Source organism: Pseudomonas sp. B21-032 (assembly GCF_024748965.1).
GTDB lineage: Bacteria > Pseudomonadota > Gammaproteobacteria > Pseudomonadales > Pseudomonadaceae > Aquipseudomonas.
Map to the genome: position 1 here is coordinate 369,433 of NZ_CP087180.1, position 18,338 is coordinate 387,770.

17 protein-coding genes are annotated in these 18,338 nt (G+C 61.3%); 6 read left to right on the top strand and 11 right to left on the bottom strand.

Translation table 11 applies throughout. The annotated features are described in order from the left end of the window. Window positions 1–4: 4 nt before the first annotated feature. The 3 genes from LOY54_RS01625 to gpmI all read right to left on the bottom strand — a co-directional run bounded on the left by LOY54_RS01625 (window position 5) and on the right by gpmI (window position 4,395). Window positions 5–1,333, bottom strand: coding sequence for a S41 family peptidase (locus LOY54_RS01625; RefSeq protein WP_045193911.1), 1,329 nt, complete (start codon window positions 1,331–1,333; stop codon window positions 5–7). Between the two features lie 87 nt (window positions 1,334–1,420). After that, window positions 1,421–2,707 carry a murein hydrolase activator EnvC gene (locus LOY54_RS01630; protein WP_258608968.1) on the bottom strand — a complete coding sequence of 429 codons (1,287 nt, stop codon included), beginning with the start codon at window positions 2,705–2,707 and terminating at the stop codon, window positions 1,421–1,423. Between the two features lie 152 nt (window positions 2,708–2,859). Beyond that, window positions 2,860–4,395 carry a 2,3-bisphosphoglycerate-independent phosphoglycerate mutase gene (gpmI, locus tag LOY54_RS01635; RefSeq protein ID WP_093377059.1) on the bottom strand — a complete coding sequence of 512 codons (1,536 nt, stop codon included), beginning with the start codon at window positions 4,393–4,395 and terminating at the stop codon, window positions 2,860–2,862. A 217-nt stretch (window positions 4,396–4,612) separates the two neighbouring features. Between gpmI and LOY54_RS01640 the strand changes: the two genes are divergently transcribed. From LOY54_RS01640 to secB, 3 genes are read left to right on the top strand one after another with little or no spacing between them, the layout of a single operon-like run. Further along, on the top strand, window positions 4,613–5,029 hold the full coding sequence (locus tag LOY54_RS01640; protein ID WP_010222286.1) for a rhodanese-like domain-containing protein: 417 nt from the start codon (window positions 4,613–4,615) through the stop codon (window positions 5,027–5,029). Window position 5,030: 1 nt separating this feature from the next. After that, a complete protein-coding gene (gene grxC / locus LOY54_RS01645; protein WP_258608970.1) occupies window positions 5,031–5,285 on the top strand; it encodes a glutaredoxin 3 in 255 nt (84 codons plus the stop codon). 40 nt (window positions 5,286–5,325) lie between these two features. Next, complete coding sequence (gene secB, locus LOY54_RS01650) at window positions 5,326–5,817, top strand: protein-export chaperone SecB (protein WP_045193907.1); 492 nt, start codon at window positions 5,326–5,328, stop codon at window positions 5,815–5,817. Window positions 5,818–6,019: 202 nt separating this feature from the next. Here secB and LOY54_RS01655 read toward each other — a convergent pair whose 3' ends face one another. Next, window positions 6,020–6,475 carry a tRNA (cytidine(34)-2'-O)-methyltransferase gene (locus LOY54_RS01655; protein WP_195885493.1) on the bottom strand — a complete coding sequence of 152 codons (456 nt, stop codon included), beginning with the start codon at window positions 6,473–6,475 and terminating at the stop codon, window positions 6,020–6,022. On the opposite strand from LOY54_RS01655, the gene LOY54_RS01660 reads away from it, so the two are divergent. Next, window positions 6,474–6,911: a hypothetical protein gene (locus LOY54_RS01660; RefSeq protein WP_045193905.1), complete on the top strand. Its 438-nt coding sequence runs from the start codon at window positions 6,474–6,476 to the stop codon at window positions 6,909–6,911. The two genes, LOY54_RS01655 and LOY54_RS01660, sit on opposite strands and share 2 nt — an antisense overlap. 265 nt (window positions 6,912–7,176) lie before the next feature. Here LOY54_RS01660 and ntrC read toward each other — a convergent pair whose 3' ends face one another. From ntrC to glnA, 4 genes are all read right to left on the bottom strand, one after another. Then, window positions 7,177–8,613 carry a nitrogen regulation protein NR(I) gene (ntrC, locus tag LOY54_RS01665; RefSeq protein WP_093377053.1) on the bottom strand — a complete coding sequence of 479 codons (1,437 nt, stop codon included), beginning with the start codon at window positions 8,611–8,613 and terminating at the stop codon, window positions 7,177–7,179. Next, window positions 8,610–9,695, bottom strand: a complete 1,086-nt coding sequence (gene glnL, locus LOY54_RS01670; RefSeq protein ID WP_045193903.1) for a nitrogen regulation protein NR(II) — start codon at window positions 9,693–9,695, stop codon at window positions 8,610–8,612. The genes ntrC and glnL overlap by 4 nt, the downstream gene beginning before the upstream one ends. Before the next feature lie 256 nt (window positions 9,696–9,951). Next, entirely contained in the window at window positions 9,952–10,839 is an 888-nt protein-coding gene (locus tag LOY54_RS01675) for a chorismate mutase (RefSeq protein WP_258608972.1), read from the bottom strand. Between the two features lie 144 nt (window positions 10,840–10,983). Next, a complete protein-coding gene (gene glnA / locus LOY54_RS01680) occupies window positions 10,984–12,390 on the bottom strand; it encodes a glutamate--ammonia ligase (RefSeq protein WP_038997584.1) in 1,407 nt (468 codons plus the stop codon). A 330-nt stretch (window positions 12,391–12,720) separates the two neighbouring features. Between glnA and thiI the strand changes: the two genes are divergently transcribed. After that, window positions 12,721–14,175 carry a tRNA uracil 4-sulfurtransferase ThiI gene (gene thiI / locus LOY54_RS01685; protein ID WP_093377039.1) on the top strand — a complete coding sequence of 485 codons (1,455 nt, stop codon included), beginning with the start codon at window positions 12,721–12,723 and terminating at the stop codon, window positions 14,173–14,175. Window positions 14,176–14,303: 128 nt separating this feature from the next. Further along, entirely contained in the window at window positions 14,304–16,124 is a 1,821-nt protein-coding gene (gene typA / locus LOY54_RS01690; protein WP_045193901.1) for a translational GTPase TypA, read from the top strand. A 75-nt stretch (window positions 16,125–16,199) separates the two neighbouring features. Here the strand turns inward: typA and LOY54_RS01695 are convergent, their stop codons facing one another. The 3 genes from LOY54_RS01695 to LOY54_RS01705 form a co-directional block, all read right to left on the bottom strand. Next, window positions 16,200–17,408 (bottom strand): type II toxin-antitoxin system HipA family toxin, encoded by a 1,209-nt coding sequence (locus LOY54_RS01695; protein ID WP_258608974.1) that lies wholly within the window; start codon window positions 17,406–17,408, stop codon window positions 16,200–16,202. Next, a complete protein-coding gene (locus LOY54_RS01700; protein ID WP_123564854.1) occupies window positions 17,405–17,656 on the bottom strand; it encodes a helix-turn-helix transcriptional regulator in 252 nt (83 codons plus the stop codon). Before LOY54_RS01700 ends, LOY54_RS01695 begins: the two co-directional genes overlap by 4 nt. Before the next feature lie 107 nt (window positions 17,657–17,763). Continuing rightward, window positions 17,764–18,174: a YkgJ family cysteine cluster protein gene (locus tag LOY54_RS01705; protein ID WP_230090916.1), complete on the bottom strand. Its 411-nt coding sequence runs from the start codon at window positions 18,172–18,174 to the stop codon at window positions 17,764–17,766. Window positions 18,175–18,338 lie beyond the last annotated feature (164 nt).

The window sequence follows — 18,338 nt, forward strand, 5'->3', positions numbered from 1 at the left end:
GGCCTTATTTACCCTGGGTGATGCTCAGGCCCTTGAGCAAGCTCAGGGCCTGGCTCAGCTGGTAATCATCGTCCTGTGGGCGCGGCTTGGCACTGCCAGCCTTGCCCGACGGACGGTCAGCGCCGCCGTTGCCGTTGCCCAGGTGACCTTGCAGGTCGGCTTCCTTGAAGTTCTCGCTGTCCTGCTCGGCAGTGATCTTGGCGCGGCGCACCTCGATGTCCGGGACGATGCCCTGGGCCTGGATCGAGCGGCCGTTGGGGGTGAAGTACAGCGCGGTAGTGATCTTCAGTGCGCGGTCGTTGTTCAGCGGCAGTACGGTTTGCACCGAGCCCTTGCCGAAACTGTCGGTGCCCATCAGCACGCCGCGTTTCTGGTCTTGCAGGGCGCCGGCGACAATTTCCGAGGCCGAGGCGCTGCCGCCGTTGATCAGCACCACCAATGGCACGCCTTCGCTGGCATCGGCCGGGTCGGCGGAGAAGCGTAGCTCGGAGTTGGCGATGCGGCCCTTGGTGTAGACGATCAGGCCCTTGGTGAGGAAGTGGTCGGCCACTTCCACGGCCGATTGCAGCACGCCGCCCGGGTTGTTGCGCAGGTCCAGGACCAGGCCGCGCAGCTTCTTGCCGTTGTCCTTGCGCAGCTTGGCCAGGGCCTTGCCGACTTCTTCGCCGGTCTTGACCTGGAACTGGGTGATGCGGATGTAGCCGTAGCCGTCTTCGAGCATCTGGCTCTTGACGCTCTTGACCTGGATGACCGCGCGGGCAAGGGTGACATCGAACGGGTTGCCGCCGTCGCGCACCAAAGTCAGGGTAATTTTCTCGCCGACCTTGCCGCGCATCTTGTCGACCGCTTCGGTCATGGTCTGGCCACGGGTCGGCTGGCCGTTGATCTTGACGATCAGGTCGCCAGCTTCGATTCCGGCGCGCGAGGCCGGGGTCTCGTCGATCGGCGAGACCACCTTGATGAAGCCGTCTTCCATGCCCACTTCGATGCCCAGGCCGCCGAACTCGCCGCTGGTGCTCTCCTGCAGTTCGAGGAAGTCTTCCGGGCCGAGGTAGGCCGAGTGCGGATCAAGGTTGCTAAGCATGCCCTTGATGGCGTTTTCCAGCAGGGTCTTGTCGTCTACCGGTTCGACATAGGCAGCCTTGATGCGGTCCATGACCTCGGCGAAGGTGCGCAGCTCTTCCAGCGGCAGCGGTGCCTTGGCCGAGGGTGCCGAGACCGTCGTCGCTGGAATCGCGGCGGGCTTGGCCGGCTCGGCCGCGCGGGCCAGGGGCGCGCCGAGGACCATGGCGATGGTCAGGGCCAGCGAGGTGAGGCGAGGCGATTGCAGCATGTCGAACGAACTCCTGATCCTGGTAGCGCTCCGTAGAGCATCGGCGCAGCCCGAAGTTGCGCTACGCCGTCAAATAAGGGGTGTTGCCTATCCCTGGGCACGGCACCATTGTGCGGGGTCACTGGGGCGGCCCTGCTGGCGGATGGCGAAATACAGCCCCGAGCTGTCCTGGCCACCGCTGTTGCCGACGGTGGAGATGGCCTCACCGGCCTTGACCACATCGCCGGCGCTCTTGAGCAGGCTCTGGTTATGGCCGTACAGGCTCAGGTAACCATTACCATGGTCGAGAATGACCAGAAGTCCAGCGCCGCGCAACCAGTCGGCAAACACTACCCGGCCGCCATGCACGGCGCGCACCTGGCTGCCTTGGGAGGCGCTGATCATTACCCCGTCCCACTTGGCCCGTGAGTCATCGCCGCGGGTTTCGCCAAAGCGTGCCAGCAATCGACCATTGACGGGCCATGGAAGTTTTCCCCGTGCAGCAGAAAAAGCCCCGCCGAAGGTTTCGCCGCTGCTGGACACCAGCGGGCCGGGAAGCGCCTTGGGCTTTTTCGGCGCGTCGCTGCTGTTGGCGGCGAGGGCTTCGCGCTGGCGTTGTTTTTCCGCTTCCTGGGCGGCGAGCAGGGCTTTTTGCCGTGCTTCCTCGGCCTCGCGGGCTTGACGGGCGAGGGTTTCCTCGATGGTCTTGAGCACCTTGCTCAGGTCGGCCTGGTCCTGCTCACGGGCCTGCAGCTTCTGGTCGCGGGCCTTGACGTCGTTGTTGAGCTTGGCCAGCACCTCTTTACGCTCGGTGCGGACTTTTTCCAGCGCCTGGCGCTGGCTGTCGAGGGTGCCTTGCTGGGCCAGCAACTGGGCCTGCTGCAGGTTGATGTCTTTTTCGACGTTGGCCAATTGGCGCAAGGTCTCGTTGAAATTACGCAGCTGGGTCAGGCGCGCCTGGCTCAGGTAATCGTAATAAGTCAGGGTGCGGGCGAATTTTTCCGGATTCTGCTGGTTGAGCAGCAGCTTCAGGTACTCCTCGCGGCCATTCTGGTAGGCCGAACGGGCCTGGATGGCGATCAGTCGTTGCTGTTCAATGCGGGCGCTCTGGAGTTTTTTTTTCTCGGTATCAAGGCGCTCCAGTTCGCCTTCGGTCTTTTTTAGTTCGAGTTGCAGGGCCTCCACCTGCTTTTCCAGCTTGCCGATGTCGGTTTCGGTTGAGCGCAGGTCTTTCTGCACGCCGGATTTTTCTTCCTGCAGCTTGCCAAGCATCTTTTTCAGCTCGGCAATGTCCTGGCGCGTAGCGTCCAGTTGCTGCTGGGTTTGCGCGCGCTCATCGGCAAAAGCCGGACTGAGCAGGCAAGACAGGGCGAGTACGATCAGGGCGCGAAACATGGGGTGGGCGGCACCAGGCATAGAGACTGGCCTAGTATGCCCGCCATAGGCGGCAAAAAAAACGGCTTTAACTACAAGCGGCAAGCCACAAGCGGCAAGAAAAGCGGGTCAATGGGCTCTTTCTTGCGGCTTGCAGCTTGTCGCTAACGGCTTTAGCCGTCGATCAGAATCGAGGTGCCAGTCATTTCTGCCGGTTTTTCCAGGCCCAGCAGCTTGAGCATGGTCGGCGCCACGTCGGCCAGCACGCCGCCTTCGCGGACCTGCACCTTGCGCTTGCCGACATAGATGAACGGTACCGGCTCGGTGGTGTGCGCAGTGTGCGCCTGGCCGGTGCATTCGTCTTCCATCTGCTCGACGTTGCCGTGGTCGGCGGTGATCAGCGCTTCGCCGCCGACCTTGTCCAGCGCCTCGACGATGCGCCCGACGCACAGGTCCAGGGCCTCGACGGCCTTGACTGCGGCCTCGAACACGCCGCTGTGGCCGACCATGTCGCCGTTGGCGTAGTTGACCACGATCACGTCGTAACGCTGCTGCTCGATGGCTTCGACAATGCGGTCGGTGACTTCCGGTGCGCTCATTTCCGGCTGCAGGTCATAGGTGGCGACCTTCGGCGACGGGATGAGGATGCGCTCTTCGCCTTCAAACGGCTCTTCACGGCCACCGGAGAAGAAGAAGGTGACGTGGGCGTACTTCTCTGTTTCGGCGATGCGCAGCTGGGTCTTGCCGTTTTTCGCCAGGTATTCGCCGAGCACATTGTTCAGGCTGCCAGGGGCAAAGGCGGCCGGGGCGGGGATTTTTGCCGAATACTGGGTCAGGCCGATGTAGGCGGCCAGTTTTGGCAGGCGTGCCCGTGGGAATTCGTTGAAGTCCGGCTCGACGAACACCCGCGACAGCTCGCGGGCGCGGTCGGCACGGAAATTCATGAAGATTACCGCGTCGCCGTCTTCGACCTTTACCGCTTCGCCAATGCGCGTGGCCTTGACGAATTCGTCGCTCTCGTCGCGGGCGTAGGCGGCTTCAAGGCCGGCCAGGGCGGTGTCGGCGGTGAATTCGGCGCTGCTGTCGACGATCAGGTTGTAGGCAGCCGATACGCGGTCCCAGCGGTTGTCGCGGTCCATGGCGTAGTAGCGGCCGATCAGGCTGGCGATGCGGCCCTTGCCCAGTTTGGCGAAGGCGGCGTCGAGCAGTTCGATCGAGGATTGCGCGCTTTTCGGCGGGGTGTCGCGGCCGTCGAGGAAGGCGTGCAGGTAGATTTTCTCGGCACCGCGTTTGGCGGCAAGCTCGGCCATGGCCACCAGATGGTCCTGGTGGCTGTGCACGCCGCCATCGGACAGCAGGCCAAGGATGTGCACCGCCTTGCCGGCGCCGACGGCCTTGTCGACCGCGCCGCACAGCACGGGGTTTGTGAAGAACTCGCCGTCCTTGATCGCCTTGGTCACCCGGGTGAAGTCCTGGTAAACCACGCGGCCAGCGCCGAGGTTCATGTGACCGACCTCGGAGTTGCCCATCTGCCCGTCCGGCAGGCCGACATCCATGCCGGAGCCGGAGATCAAGCCGTGCGGCTGGGTGGCGCGCAGGCGATCGTAGACTGGCGTGTTGGCCGAATAGATGGCGTTGTATTCGTGGCTTTCGCTGTGACCGAAACCATCGAGGATGATCAGGACCAAGGGTTTTGGCGTGCTCGTCATCAATCCCACACTCACGGTTGTTCAGATGATAAAGACACGCATTTTAGGGCAAATTGGCCACGAATGACGAATTAACCTTGCAGGCACGACGGCGCGGGCCGACGGGCTGTAGCCCGGTAATGAGAATTACTGGCGATAACCCTGCCCGGCGGGCTTTGGCCGACCTTGGGGGCTGTGTATACTGGCCAACATTTTTAATGGCCTGGAACACCCTCCGATGGTTGCTCACCTGATTGAATTCGCAACAAATCACTATCTGCTGGTCGGTATCTTCGTCGTTCTGCTGGTTTTGCTGATCGTCACCGAAGCACGCAAGGGCGGCCGCAGCCTCAGCACTGGCGAACTGACCGCGCTGGTCAACGCCGACAAGGGCTTGGTGATCGACATCCGTTCGAGCAAGGACTACGCCGCCGGTCACATCGTGGGCGCCGTGAACATTCCCCAGGACAAGGTCGCCGCGCGCATCGGCGAGCTGGAAAAGCACAAGGCCAACAAGACCCTGATCATCGTCGACGCCATGGGCCAGCACGCCGGCACCACCGCGCGCGAACTGCTCAAGGCCGGCTTCACCGCGGCCAAGCTGTCGGGCGGCGTGTCGAGCTGGAAGGCCGATAACCTGCCGTTGGTGAAGTGACATGAGCAACGTCATCGTCTACTCCAGCGATTACTGCCCTTACTGCTCGCGGGCAAAATACCTGCTTGAAAGCAAAGGCGTGGCCTTCGAAGAGATCAAGGTCGATGGCAAGCCTCAGGTGCGCGCCGAAATGAGCCAGAAGGCCGGTCGTACCTCGGTGCCGCAGATCTGGATCGGCGCCACCCACGTCGGCGGTTGCGACGACCTGTATGCCCTGGAGCGCGCCGGCAAGCTCGATGCGCTGCTCAAGGCCTGAATCAGAAACCCATTAAAGACTCTGGAAAGAAGGATCTGTCATGACTGATCAACAGAACAACGACGCCGCAGCCGCAGCCGACGACAACGCTCCGCAATTCTCCCTGCAGCGCATCTACGTGCGCGACCTGTCGTTCGAAGCGCCAAAAAGCCCGGCGATCTTCCGTCAGCAGTGGGAGCCAAGCGTTGCCCTGGACCTGAACACCAAGCAGAAAGGCCTGGAAGGCGACTTCCACGAAGTCGTGCTGACCCTGTCGGTGACCGTGAAGAACGGCGACGAAGTGGCCTTCATCGCTGAAGTGCAACAAGCCGGTATCTTCCTGATCAAGAACCTCGACCCGGCGTCGATGAGCCACACCCTGGGCGCGTTCTGCCCGAACATCCTGTTCCCGTACGCCCGTGAAGCGCTGGACAGCCTGGTGACCCGTGGTTCGTTCCCGGCGCTGATGCTCTCGCCGGTCAACTTCGACGCCCTGTACGCTCAGGAAATGCAACGCATGCAGGAAGCTGGCGAAGCCCCTTCGCTGCAATAAGCCTGTTGCGATGAAGCAAAAAGCGCCCCTCGGGGCGCTTTTTTCTTGGGGATTGTCGCGAACACTGTGGGAGCGGGCTTGCCCCGCGATGAGCACAGTACAGCTGGCACATCAGGGGGGGGCTGGAATACGGCCGCTTCGCGAGCGATCGCGGGGCAAGGCCCGCTCCCACCGGTTCGGCGCTGTTCTGCGGTTTGATTCCTCAGGCAAAACCTTGCTGGCGCCAGGCTTCGTACACCGTCACCGCCACCGTGTTGGACAGGTTCAGGCTGCGGCAGCCCGGGCGCATCGGCAGGCGCAGGCGCTGCTCGGCGGGCAGGCTGTCCAGCACCTCGGCCGGCAGGCCACGGCTTTCCGGGCCGAACAGGAAAGCGTCGCCCGGCTGGAAGGCGGTTTCGTGGTAAGGGTGCGAGGCCTTCGTGGTGAAGGCGAACAGCCGCGGCTGGCCAAGGCTTTCCAGGCAACTGGGCAGGTCTGGGTGGCGCTTGAGCGTGGCATACTCGTGGTAGTCCAGACCGGCCCGGCGCAAGCGCTTGTCGTCCAGCTCGAAGCCGATCGGCTCGATCAGGTGCAGGTGGCAGCCGCTGTTGGCGCACAGTCTGATGATGTTGCCGGTATTCGGCGGAATCTCTGGTTGAAAGAGGATGACGTGAAACATGCACGGCTCCGAACATAAAGATGTCGAGCATTCTACTCCTGAACCGGACCCGCGTTCGCAGCTATGGCCGCGCGTGCTGTTTTCCCTGGCGCTGTTCGGCATGCTGGTGGGGCTGATGATCGGTCGCCTGACTGCGCCAGAGCCACGGGTGCTGGAGCAGGTCGAGGTGGTCGAGGCGGGGTTGAACCTGTGGTTCAACGAAGAGCCCAAACTGCACGGCGAAGAGGTCGAAGGCACTCTGGCGCTGCTGTTCGAGGCCGAGGGCAAGGTTGCGCGGGGTCAGTTGCAGTTGCAGGGTAAACCGGTGAGCTGGCGGGTGCAGCACAGTGACGGCGGCTTGCTTGTGACCCTGGTCGCGGCCCGCCCTCTGCATGGCGAATGGGCCGGTGCAGAGGAGGGCGGACGCTGGCGGGTGCAGGTGAAACTGCGCGAATAAAAGAGGGGATTCCCCGGCCTGCCTGTACCAAGGTCCCCAAAACTGGAAGTACTGATACTAATGCAGGGTGTGTGCCAGTTTTGTTGCAGTGCGGGAAATGGCGGGTTTTAAGGGGTTAGGCGGGGTTAGGCGGGGAATTTGTGCTTTGCTGCGGTGCGCAGGGCACAGGTTCGGTGCAAAAGCATCGCGGGGCAAGTCGGATCGCCGCACCGCCGCTCCCACACCAATTGGTAGGAGCGGGCTTGCCCCGCGATCAGGTTAACGCTCAGGCCTCGTCGTCACCGTCCTCGTCGCCGCCATCGACCTTCATCCCCAACTCCTTGATCTTGCGCGTCAGGGTGTTGCGGCCCCAGCCCAGCAGCACTGCGGCATCGCGGCGGCGGCCGGCGGTGTGCTTGAGGGCGGTCTCGATCATGATCCGCTCAAAACTCGGCACGGCGCTGTCGAGCAGGCTCGACTGGCCGCGGGCCAGGGCCTGGTCGGCCCATTGGCGCAGGGCCTGTTCCCAGTTGGTCACCGGCGCTGAATCTTGCGGCAGGTTAAGCAGCTCGGGCGGCAGGTCGCCGATATGCACTTCGCGTCCGGAGGCCATCACCGTGATCCAGCGGCAGGTGTTCTCCAGCTGGCGCACGTTGCCCGGCCACGGCAAGTTGCGGATGAATTCCTCGGTTTCGGCCTTGAGCAATTTCGGCTCCACCGCCAGTTCCTGGGCGGCGCGGCCGAGGAAGTGGCGGGCCAGGGTTGGGATGTCTTCGCGACGATCGGCCAGGCGCGGGATGTGGATGCGGATCACGTTCAGGCGGTGGAACAGGTCTTCGCGGAATTTGCCGGCCTGCACCAGGGTTTCCAGGTTCTGGTGGGTGGCGGCGATGATTCGCACATCAACCTTGACCGGCACATGGCCGCCTACCCGGTAGAACTCACCATCGGCCAGCACCCGCAGCAGGCGGGTCTGGGTATCGGCCGGCATGTCGCCGATCTCGTCGAGGAACAGCGTGCCGCCATCGGCCTGCTCGAAGCGTCCGCGGCGCAGGTTGGCAGCGCCGGTGAAGGCGCCTTTCTCGTGGCCGAACAGTTCCGATTCCATCAGGTCCTTGGGGATCGCCGCCATGTTCAAGGCGATGAACGGCGACGCCGCACGTGGGCTGTGACGGTGCAGGGCGTGGGCGACCAGTTCTTTACCGGTACCGGACTCGCCGTTGATCAGCACGGTGATGTTGGAATGGCTCAGGCGGCCGATGGCGCGGAACACCTCCTGCATTGCCGGCGCTTCGCCGATGATCTCCGGGGTGCGGGTCAGGCTCGGGGCGACGTCCAGGCCCTGTTGCTCCTGGGCGTGCTGGTTGGCGCGCTTGACCAGCGATACCGCCTCGTCGACATCGAATGGCTTGGGCAGGTATTCGAAGGCACCGCCCTGATAGGACGCCACCGCGCTGTCTAGGTCGGAATGGGCGGTCATGATGATCACCGGCAGGCGCGGGTGCTGCTCGCGGATCTGCGCGAGCAAGTCCAGGCCGCTGGCGCCGGGCATGCGGATGTCGGAAATGATCACGTCCGGCTGTTGCCGGGCCAGTCGGCTCATGACCCCGTCGGCGCTGTCGAAGCTCTGGGTGGTCATGCCTTCCTGTTGCAGGGCCTTTTCCAGCACCCAGCGGATGGAACGATCATCGTCGACGATCCAGACAGTTTCACTTCGGCTCATGAGGCGGTGGCTCCTTGTTCCAGCGGCAGGAAGATCGAGAAGGTGGTGTGGCCAGGGTGGCTGTCACATTCGATCAGGCCCTGGTGCTGGCTGATGATGTTCTGGGTAATGGCCAGGCCCAGCCCGGTACCGTCCGGGCGGCCGCTGACCATGGGGTAGAAGATGGTTTCCTGCAGTTCGGCAGGGATGCCCGGGCCGTTGTCGATGATCTCGATGCGGGCCACCAGGCGGTGACGGGTGTGGCCGATGGTGAACTGGCGCATGGCCCGGGTGCGCAGGCTGATGCGGCCCAGGCGCAGCTCGTTCTGGCCGCTGATGGCCTGCATGGCGTTGCGCACGATGTTGAGTACCGCCTGGATCATCTGTTCGCGGTCGATCAGCACGTCCGGCAGGCTCGGGTCGTAATCGCGCACCAGGGTGATGCCACCCTGGCTTTCGGCCTCGACCAGGCTGCAGACCCGCTCCAGCACCTCATGAATATTGGTCAGGGCCAGCGACGGCAGCTTGTTCGAGCCGAGCATGCGGTCGACCAGGTTGCGCAGGCGGTCGGCCTCTTCAATGATTACATTGGTGTAGTCCTTCAGGCCTTCCTCGGGCAGTTCGCGGGCCAACAACTGGGCGGCGCCGCGAATGCCACCGAGCGGGTTCTTGATCTCGTGGGCCAGGCCGCGCACCAGCATCTTGGTGGTTTCCTGCTTGGACAGCTGGGCCTCTTCCTTGGTGATGCGCAGCAGGCGGTCACGCGGGTGCACTTCAAGCAGCAGCAGGGTCGCGCCCTTGCTGAGGATCGGCGTTACCGCGTAGTCGACGGTCTGGGTCTGGCCGGTCAGCGAGGTCAGTTGCGCTTCGCGCTTGGTGAAGGGGTGCGCCTGTTCCACTGCCTGGCGCAGGGAGTTCAGCGCCTCGGGCGATTCGGTGAACAGCTCGCTGATGAACTGACCATGGCTGCGCTGGCCGCTGATGGCCAGGAGCATCTCCGCTGCCGGGTTCATGTACTCAAGGCGCAACTCGGCGTCGAGCAGGATGGTGGCGGTGGTCAGGTTGTCCAGTAGCAGTCGGTGCAGTGCATCGCTGATGGTCATGGGGCGTCGGTGACCTCTTTTGGCTCATACAACCTCGGCCTGGGCCCAAGTCGCGGTCGCTGGTAATCCGCTGGTACAAAGAAAATGCAAAAAGCAAACCAAGGCTCCGAAAAGAAGCGGAATTTCCGGATTAAGACCTGTATTTGCGCGAAAAATGCCTACAAAGTCCTGAGATCACGCTTTTTGTGAACCAAAATGGGCTGAGTTGCTCAGGTGCAGGCAGATGCGTGCACCAATATAGAGCATAGAGGAAGGATTACTGCGGCGAGCACAAATGCGTGGTGGCGCGGATCAGCGCCACGGATTGCTGCGGGTCTCGGGCTCGTTGCGCGATGGCCTGGGCAAGGGTTGCCGGGCAGTGGGCCGGGCGGTTGCGATCAAACTCGGCCAACTGGCTGAGCAGGGTGCGCTGCAGGCGATCCAGCTGCGGGCGCAGCTGGCTGCCCAGATCGACCCGCGGGGTTTGCGGTGCGCTGCCGACGGCATGCCAGCGCGACAGCGCGCTGTACTGCAGCAGCTTGTTGGCTTCGATCTGATCGGCGAAGAACAGCGCTGCCCGTTGCCCGTCGACACCAAAGCGCAGGGCCTGGGACTGGGCATTGGCAATCACCTGCTGCTCGCGTTCAGGCGCTTCTACTGGCTGGCCCGAGTCCCATTTGCTCAGGGCAACCGCGTGGGCGATGTGCAGGCGCTGGTCGATGCTGTCGAGCAAGGCGGTGAGTGGTGTGGTAGCTGGCGCGGGCTGGGAAAGCGGCACACCCTGGCTGCCGGCATAAAAAACAATCAGTTCGGCCGCTTGCGCGCCTGTACGCCCGCGATGCACACCATCGACGATCTCGGCGAGGGCGTCTCCGGCCTTGATGCTTACCTGTTTGTTGCTGTCACGGGTTTCCACCAGCAGTTCACCTGCAAGCAGGTAGCCGGCGTTGGGCAGCGGATGGCTGTGCCAGTCGAGGGTTGTTTCAGGCGGAATGTGGATTTTAACCAGGGTCAGCTCCGCTGGGCCGTCGGGGTAGCGCGGGTAGGGGCTGCCGTCCCAGGCGGTGTTGGTGCGTAGCAGCACCTGTGATTCGAGCGGTGCTGGCGGGGTACTGCAGCCTGTCAGCAAGGCAAGCAGGGTGAGTGTGATCGGGGTGCGGGTCATGATGGGCTCGGGCGTGGATTGCTGAGCCAGCATGGTCGAGGTCAGGAGGCTGACCTATCGGGAACATCTGAAGAATATGTATGAAAAAGGCCTCCCGAAGGAGGCCTTTTTTCAAGCTACGCCGCTTGCGCGAGCGTCACTGGCTTAGCAGCTGTAGTACAGCTCGTATTCCAGTGGGTGTACGAAGGTGCGGACCTTGATTTCTTCTTCGCTTTTCAGCGCGATGTAGGCATCGATGAAGTCGTCGGAGAACACGCCGCCCTTGGTCAGGAACGCACGGCCTTTGTCCAGCTCTTCCAGGGCTTCTTTCAGGCTGCCGCAAACCTGTGGTATCTCTTTCGCCTCTTCAGGCGGCAGGTCGTACAGGTTCTTGTCGGCGGCATCGCCTGGGTGGATCTTGTTCTGGATACCGTCCAGGCCGGCCATCATCAGTGCTGCGAAGCACAGGTACGGGTTGGCAGCCGGGTCCGGGAAGCGCGCTTCGATGCGGCGGGCTTTCGGGCTGGAAACGTACGGGATGCGGATCGAGGCGGAACGGTTGCGCGCCGAGTAGGCCAGCATGACCGGTGCTTCGAAGCCTGGTACCAGACGCTTGTAGGAGTTGGTAGCCGGGTTGGTGAAGCCGTTCAGGGCCTTACCGTGCTTGATGATACCGCCGATGAAGTACAGGGCGGTGTCGGACAGGCCGGCATAGCCTTCGCCGGAGAAGGTGTTCTTGCCATCTTTGGAGATGGACATGTGCACGTGCATACCCGAGCCGTTGTCACCGTACAGTGGCTTAGGCATGAAGGTAGCGGTGCGGCCGTAGGCGTCGGCAACGTTGTGCACGCAGTATTTGAGGGTCTGAACTTCGTCAGCCTTCTTCACCAGGGTGTTGAACTGCACGCCGATTTCGTTCTGGCCGGCAGTTGCCACTTCGTGGTGGTGGACTTCGATGACCAGGCCCATTTCTTCCATGGCGTTGCACATGGCAGTACGGATTTCGTGGTCGTGGTCGAACGGTGGTACCGGGAAGTAGCCGCCTTTGACGCCTGGACGGTGGCCTTTGTTGCCGCCTTCGACGTCCTGGTCGGACATCCACGAGCCTTGCTCGGAGTAGATCTTGAACATCGAGCCGGAGATGTCGGACTTGAACTTCACTTCGTCGAAGATGAAGAACTCAGGCTCTGGGCCGACGAACACGGTGTCACCGATACCGGTGGTCTTCAGGTACTCTTCGGCGCGGCGGGCGATGGCGCGTGGGTCGCGGTCGTAGCCTTGCATGGTCGAAGGTTCGATGATGTCGCAGACCAGGATCAGGGTCGGCTCTTCGGTGAACGGGTCGAGCACGGCGGAGGAGTCGTCCGGCATCAGGATCATGTCGGAGGCTTCGATGCCTTTCCAGCCAGCGATGGAGGAACCGTCGAACATCTTGCCGGCTTCGAAGAAATCTTCATCCAGCGCATCACGAGCTGGCATGGTCACGTGGTGCTGAGTGCCTTTGGTGTCAGTGAAGCGCAGATCAATCCATTTAACGTCATGATCTTTGATGAGTTGAACCGACTTCGACATAGTGTCCTCCGGGTGGGGTAGAGCTTGCCTGTGCAGCCCTTTAATTTGGGTGATGCCGGGCGCGAATAGTCGGCCAAGGCAACCTGCCTCACAAGGGAGCAAATTGCATGCCAGTGCCCCGAGTTGGGATTTTTGCCCCAAACCCAAGCGTTTTCGCCCGATTCGCTGAAATCAGCGGTTTTTTCTGCACCCTTACGATGCGCTAAACAGTCATGATGCACCATAACGGTGCGAGAAAAACCTTCTGTACAAAAGTTGCTCAAAGCTTGAGCAATTTCCGCTATAATCCGCGCCCCACTTTTTTAGTCGGCACCTCGCGCGCTGTTTTTCATGAAACTAATCGTAAAAGTCTTCCCAGAGATCACCATCAAGAGCCGGCCGGTTCGCAAGCGCTTCATCCGTCAACTGGCCCGCAACATCCGCAACGTGCTCAAGGACCTCGATCCTGCGCTCGCGGTTAACGGTGTCTGGGATAACCTCGAAGTGATCACTCACATCGAGGACGAGAAGGTCCTGCGCGAGATGACCGAGCGTCTGAGCTGCACGCCGGGCATTGCCCATTTCCTGCAGGTCGACGAATACCCGCTGGGTGATTTCGACGACATCGTCGCCAAGTGCAAGCAGCACTTCGGTCACCTGCTGGCGGGCAAGCGCTTCGCCGTACGCTGCAAGCGCGGCGGTCACCACGATTTCACCTCGATGGACGTCGACCGCTACGTCGGCAGCCAGTTGCGCCAGCAGTGCGGCGCCGCCGGTATCGACCTGCGCACGCCTGAAGTCGAGGTGCGCATCGAGGTGCGCGACAAGCGCCTGTACGTCATCCACAACCAGCACAAAGGCATCGGCGGTTACCCGCTGGGCGCGCTGGAGCAGACCCTGGTGCTGATGTCCGGTGGTTTCGACTCCACCGTCGCCGCCTACCAGATGATGCGTCGCGGCCTGATGACCCACTTCTGCTTCTTCAACCTTGGCGGCCGCGCCCACGAGCTGGGGGTGATGGAAGTCGCCCACTTCCTGTGGAAAAAGTACGGCAGCAGCCAGCGCGTGCTGTTCGTCAGCGTGCCGTTCGAAGAAGTGGTCGGCGAGATCCTCGGCAAGGTCGACAACAGCTACATGGGCGTGACCCTCAAGCGCATGATGCTGCGCGCGGCGACCAACATCGCCGACCGCCTGCAGATCGACGCCCTGGTGACCGGTGAAGCCATCTCCCAGGTCTCGAGCCAGACCCTGCCGAACCTTGCGGTGATCGACTCGGCCACCGAGAAGCTGGTGCTGCGCCCGCTGCTGGCCAGCCACAAGCAGGACATCATCGACCAGGCCCAGCAGATCGGCACCGCCGAGTTCGCCAAGCACATGCCTGAATACTGCGGCGTGATTTCGGTGAACCCGACCACTTGCGCCAAGCGTCATCGCCTCGAGCATGAAGAAAAGCAGTTCGACATGGCGGTGCTCGAGCGTGCCCTGGAGCGCGCTCGGCTGATCTCCATCGACCACGTGATCGATGAACTCAGCCAGGATATCCAGATCGAAGAAGTCAGCCAGGCGCTGGCCGGGCAGGTGGTGATCGACATTCGCCACCCTGATGCCCAGGAAGACCAGCCCCTGGAACTGGACGGCATCGAGGTCCAGGCCTTGCCGTTCTACGCCCTGAACAGTCGCTTCAAGGAGCTGGATGCCACGCGCCAGTACCTGCTGTATTGCGACAAGGGAGTAATGAGTCGCCTGCATGCCCATCATCTGCTCAGTGAGGGACATGCCAATGTGCGCGTTTATCGTCCGACATAAGACGCCGGGGCTATATGGCGGGAGCATCCGCCATCGCCCTCCCGACCACCGGGCCGTTTGAGCGCCATTCATTCATATTCGCCGCCTAGACTGGGCGGCAACCCGAATCCTCTGATCGAGATACACACGTGATCGAAAATCTGCGTAACATCGCCATCATCGCCCACGTTGACCATGGTAAAACCACCCTGGTCGACAAACTCCTGCGTCAGTCCGGCACTCTGGAGCGTAACGAGCTCAACGACGAGCGCGTCATGGACTCCAACGACCAGGAAAAAGAGCGCGGTATTACCATTCTGGCGAAAAACACCGCCATCAACTGGAACGGCTACCACATCAACATCGTCGACACCCCCGGCCACGCCGACTTCGGTGGCGAGGTTGAACGTGTAATGTCGATGGTCGACTCCGTACTGCTGCTGGTCGACGCTCAAGACGGCCCTATGCCGCAAACCCGTTTCGTGACCAAGAAGGCTTTCGAAGCCGGCCTGCGTCCGATCGTGGTGATCAACAAGGTCGACCGTCCGGGCGCGCGTCCTGACTGGGTTCTGGACCAGATCTTCGATCTGTTCGACAACCTCGGTGCCACCGACGAACAGCTGGACTTCAAAGTCGTCTACGCCTCGGCCCTGAACGGCATTGCCGGTCTGGACCACACCGAAATGGCCGAAGACATGACCCCGCTGTACCAGTCGATCGTCGACAACGTACCGGCCCCTGCTGTTGACCGTGACGGTCCGTTCCAGATGCAGATCTCGGCACTGGACTACAACAGCTTCCTCGGTGTTATCGGTGTTGGCCGTATCGCCCGCGGTCGCGTCAAGCCGAACACCCCGGTGGTGGCTATCGACGTCGATGGCAAGAAGCGCAACGGTCGTATCCTCAAGCTGATGGGTCACCACGGCCTGCACCGCGTTGACGTCGAAGAAGCCCAGGCTGGCGACATCGTCTGCATCAGCGGTTTCGACGAGCTGTTCATCTCCGACACCCTGTGCTCCCCGGACGCAGTTGAAGCGATGAAGCCGCTGACCGTTGACGAGCCAACCGTTTCGATGACCTTCCAGGTCAACGACTCGCCGTTCTGCGGTAAAGAAGGCAAGTTCGTGACTTCCCGCAACATCAAGGAACGTCTGGACAAAGAGCTGCTGTACAACGTTGCACTGCGCGTTGAAGAAGGCGACTCGGCTGACAAGTTCAAGGTCTCTGGCCGTGGTGAGCTGCACCTCTCGGTTCTGATCGAAACCATGCGTCGCGAAGGCTTCGAAATGGGTGTTGGTCGTCCGGAAGTGATCATCCGTGAAGTCGACGGTGCCAAGCACGAGCCGTTCGAAAACGTCACCATCGACATCCCTGAAGACTCCCAGGGCAAGGTCATGGAAGAAATGGGTCTGCGTAAAGGCGACCTGACCAACATGGTTCCGGATGGCAAGGGCCGTGTACGCCTGGAATACAACATTCCAGCCCGTGGTCTGATCGGTTTCCGTAACCAGTTCCTGACCCTGACCAACGGTGCAGGCATCCTGACCTCGATCTTCGACCGTTACGCTCCGATGAAGTCCGGCCACATGTCCGGCCGTCAGAACGGCGTACTGGTTTCGGTTGAAACCGGCAAGGCCCTGACCTACTCCCTGGAAACCCTGCAGGCGCGCGGCAAGCTGTTCGTCGAGCACGGCCAGGAGATCTACAACGGTCAGATCGTTGGTCTGAACAGCCGTGACAACGACCTGGGCGTCAACCCTACCAAGGGCAAGAAGCTCGACAACATGCGTGCTTCGGGTAAAGACGAAACCATCGCCCTGGTTCCACCTGTTCGCTTCACCCTGGAACAGGCTCTGGAATTCATCCAGGACGACGAGCTGTGCGAAGTGACCCCTAAGTCGATCCGTCTGCGCAAGAAGATCCTCGACGAAGGCGAGCGTACCCGCGCTGCCAAGAAAGCCAAGAACTGAGTCTTAGTTCCGGCTGAATGAAAACGCCCCCGGTCGCAAGGCCGGGGGCGTTTTTTTGTGCGCGGAAAGTGTGAATCAGCCGAAGGACTGTTCGAACGGCGCGGCGCTGGCGCGGATGGCAGCAGCTATGTCCGGTGCTTGTTCCGTCAGCTCCTGATGATGCAGCAGTGTGCCTTCGACGGCTTGCAGGATTGCCTGGATGCGGCTTTTGGGGTCACTGACACGGCAGCGTTTGGCGAAGTCGAGAATGGCCAGGCGTGAGGCAAAAAGCGACTTCTGCCCATTGAGGTCCAGCGCCAGTGTGTCTCGCGGAAGGTAGGCGGTGGTATTGACGATGTCATAGGCTGGCGCGAGCACGGCATCATTGGCGTAAGGCGTGCTGTACAGCAGGCCGAAGTTCTTCAGGTGCGCATCGCCGTTGCCGACGATGCAACTCAAGGCGACCATGTCGAACAGCGCCTGAAGGTTCTCCAGCTGTTCCATCGGTGCGGTAAACACCTCTATGGCTTTGGCGATGTGCTCGTAGCTTTTACTGTATTTGCCAGCAGTACCCAGGCCCATCAACACCGCCATGTCTTCGAAGCCAAGCGGATTCAGCTGTGCATCACGGTCGAAGCGGCGCATGACGAACATGCGCTTGTCCTTGGACAAGTAGAACTCTGGTGTGGTTATTCCGGCTGCGCTGGCAATCGACATGCACAGGTACTCGTTGATCGCCAGGTGGGGGAATTCACCCTTGCCGCTTTTTACAATCAGGTCAGCGGTGGTGGCGGTCGCCTTGTAAGGGGCTTCGGCCAGTTCCGGCACCAGCACTTTGGGCTGCACGCCAGAAATACCGGAGCGCAAGATGTAGCGTTGGACCAGTTCATTGAAAATATCCTCGGTACCGTCCCAGGCAAGAATCTCGCTTAGGCGTTCGCCTTTGCCCGGGTTGTCTTGCTGCTCGATCAGGCGCTGCACTTCTGGTGCGGTGACGAATACGCGGCCGATAGGCGAGTTGCTGCCGGAGATCGCCAGCAGCAGCATCGGGTTGACGGTTGCTACCTTGGCCAGGCGATTGCGCAGTTGCTCCAGTACATAGCCTTCGGGCAGGTTCATCTGGAAAATCGGATGAAGGTCCCTGGATACGAAGTCGTCGCGGCGAGGGGGCATGGTCATGCTCACCGCAATCGAGGCCGAGGATGAGTCGCTATAGCGAAAGACGTAGTCGCCGTTTGGCTGCTGGTAAATCTTGCCGCTGACGCCTTGAGGCGTTGACACCAGCAGCTCGTCTGCCGCGCTCACCGGAACACGTCCTCAAGCTCATCCAGGGTCGGCAGGGACTTTGCCACGACCTCGACGTCGCAGCCGAGGGCATTCAATGCTCTGCTGTAAAACGAGATAGCGACGGTGCTTGAGCCCTGCTCGATCTCACTGAGCTTCTGCCGAGTGATGCCGATACGTTCCGCCAGTTGCACTTTGGTCAGGCCGCGGCGTTTTCTCATCTGCTCGATGCTGTGGCCGATGCGCTGGGAAATTAGCGTGGTCTGCATGTTACGTATCCATAACATTAGCTGGTTAATGTCAGGTAAACATAACATAGCGTCATCGTCAAACGCCCAGCTCGCTTCGGTCGGGCGTTCCGATCAGTGGTCGTCGCTTAGCGCGAGCGCACCGCAGGCTTGGGGATATATGCGCAATACCCCGGCCGCGGGCCGATCCGTGGATGGTTGCGGCAGGTGTCCGGGCGCTTGTCGTAAATGGTGCACATGCGACTTTTACGGTCCAGGTACAGGCAATCGTCGTTGCTCATCTGCGCCAGGGTGAAAATCCCCGACTTCTGGTTGAAGCGCTGGATGATCCCGTCCTTCTGCAAGCGCTTGGCAATGTTCTTCGGCGGCTCGCCCACCTCGAACTCATCCACCACGCCCATGCGGATCAGGTCTTTGATTTTCACTTCCGTTGGCAAGGTGCAGCAGGTCGAGTTGCAGCCTCCGCACATATGGCTTTGGTACTTCTGCCAGGTTTCCAGTCGGTCGACTTCGGCGGCGGCAATCAGGGTCGGTTTCATCGGGCTCAGGCTAGAAGAGTCTTGTGGGCGCGCGATGATACCGGAGTTGATCAAATTGTGAACAACCATTTGCCGCTTTATTCCGGGTTTGTTTGCCGCTGGCCGCAAGAAAGTCGCGAACCAGAGCTTCCCCTCTGTGTCGAACGGTCTAGGCTGAGAAATCT

Coding starts and splice junctions, on each gene's coding strand:
- LOY54_RS01625 (WP_045193911.1), bottom strand. CDS start 1,333: ATGCTGCAATCGCCTCGCCTCACCTCGCTGGCCCTGACCATCGCCATG.
- LOY54_RS01630 (WP_258608968.1), bottom strand. CDS start 2,707: ATGTTTCGCGCCCTGATCGTACTCGCCCTGTCTTGCCTGCTCAGTCCG.
- gpmI (WP_093377059.1), bottom strand. CDS start 4,395: ATGACGAGCACGCCAAAACCCTTGGTCCTGATCATCCTCGATGGTTTC.
- LOY54_RS01640 (WP_010222286.1), top strand. CDS start 4,613: ATGGTTGCTCACCTGATTGAATTCGCAACAAATCACTATCTGCTGGTC.
- grxC (WP_258608970.1), top strand. CDS start 5,031: ATGAGCAACGTCATCGTCTACTCCAGCGATTACTGCCCTTACTGCTCG.
- secB (WP_045193907.1), top strand. CDS start 5,326: ATGACTGATCAACAGAACAACGACGCCGCAGCCGCAGCCGACGACAAC.
- LOY54_RS01660 (WP_045193905.1), top strand. CDS start 6,474: ATGCACGGCTCCGAACATAAAGATGTCGAGCATTCTACTCCTGAACCG.
- LOY54_RS01655 (WP_195885493.1), bottom strand. CDS start 6,475: ATGTTTCACGTCATCCTCTTTCAACCAGAGATTCCGCCGAATACCGGC.
- ntrC (WP_093377053.1), bottom strand. CDS start 8,613: ATGAGCCGAAGTGAAACTGTCTGGATCGTCGACGATGATCGTTCCATC.
- glnL (WP_045193903.1), bottom strand. CDS start 9,695: ATGACCATCAGCGATGCACTGCACCGACTGCTACTGGACAACCTGACC.
- LOY54_RS01675 (WP_258608972.1), bottom strand. CDS start 10,839: ATGACCCGCACCCCGATCACACTCACCCTGCTTGCCTTGCTGACAGGC.
- glnA (WP_038997584.1), bottom strand. CDS start 12,390: ATGTCGAAGTCGGTTCAACTCATCAAAGATCATGACGTTAAATGGATT.
- thiI (WP_093377039.1), top strand. CDS start 12,721: ATGAAACTAATCGTAAAAGTCTTCCCAGAGATCACCATCAAGAGCCGG.
- LOY54_RS01700 (WP_123564854.1), bottom strand. CDS start 17,656: ATGCAGACCACGCTAATTTCCCAGCGCATCGGCCACAGCATCGAGCAG.
- LOY54_RS01705 (WP_230090916.1), bottom strand. CDS start 18,174: ATGAAACCGACCCTGATTGCCGCCGCCGAAGTCGACCGACTGGAAACC.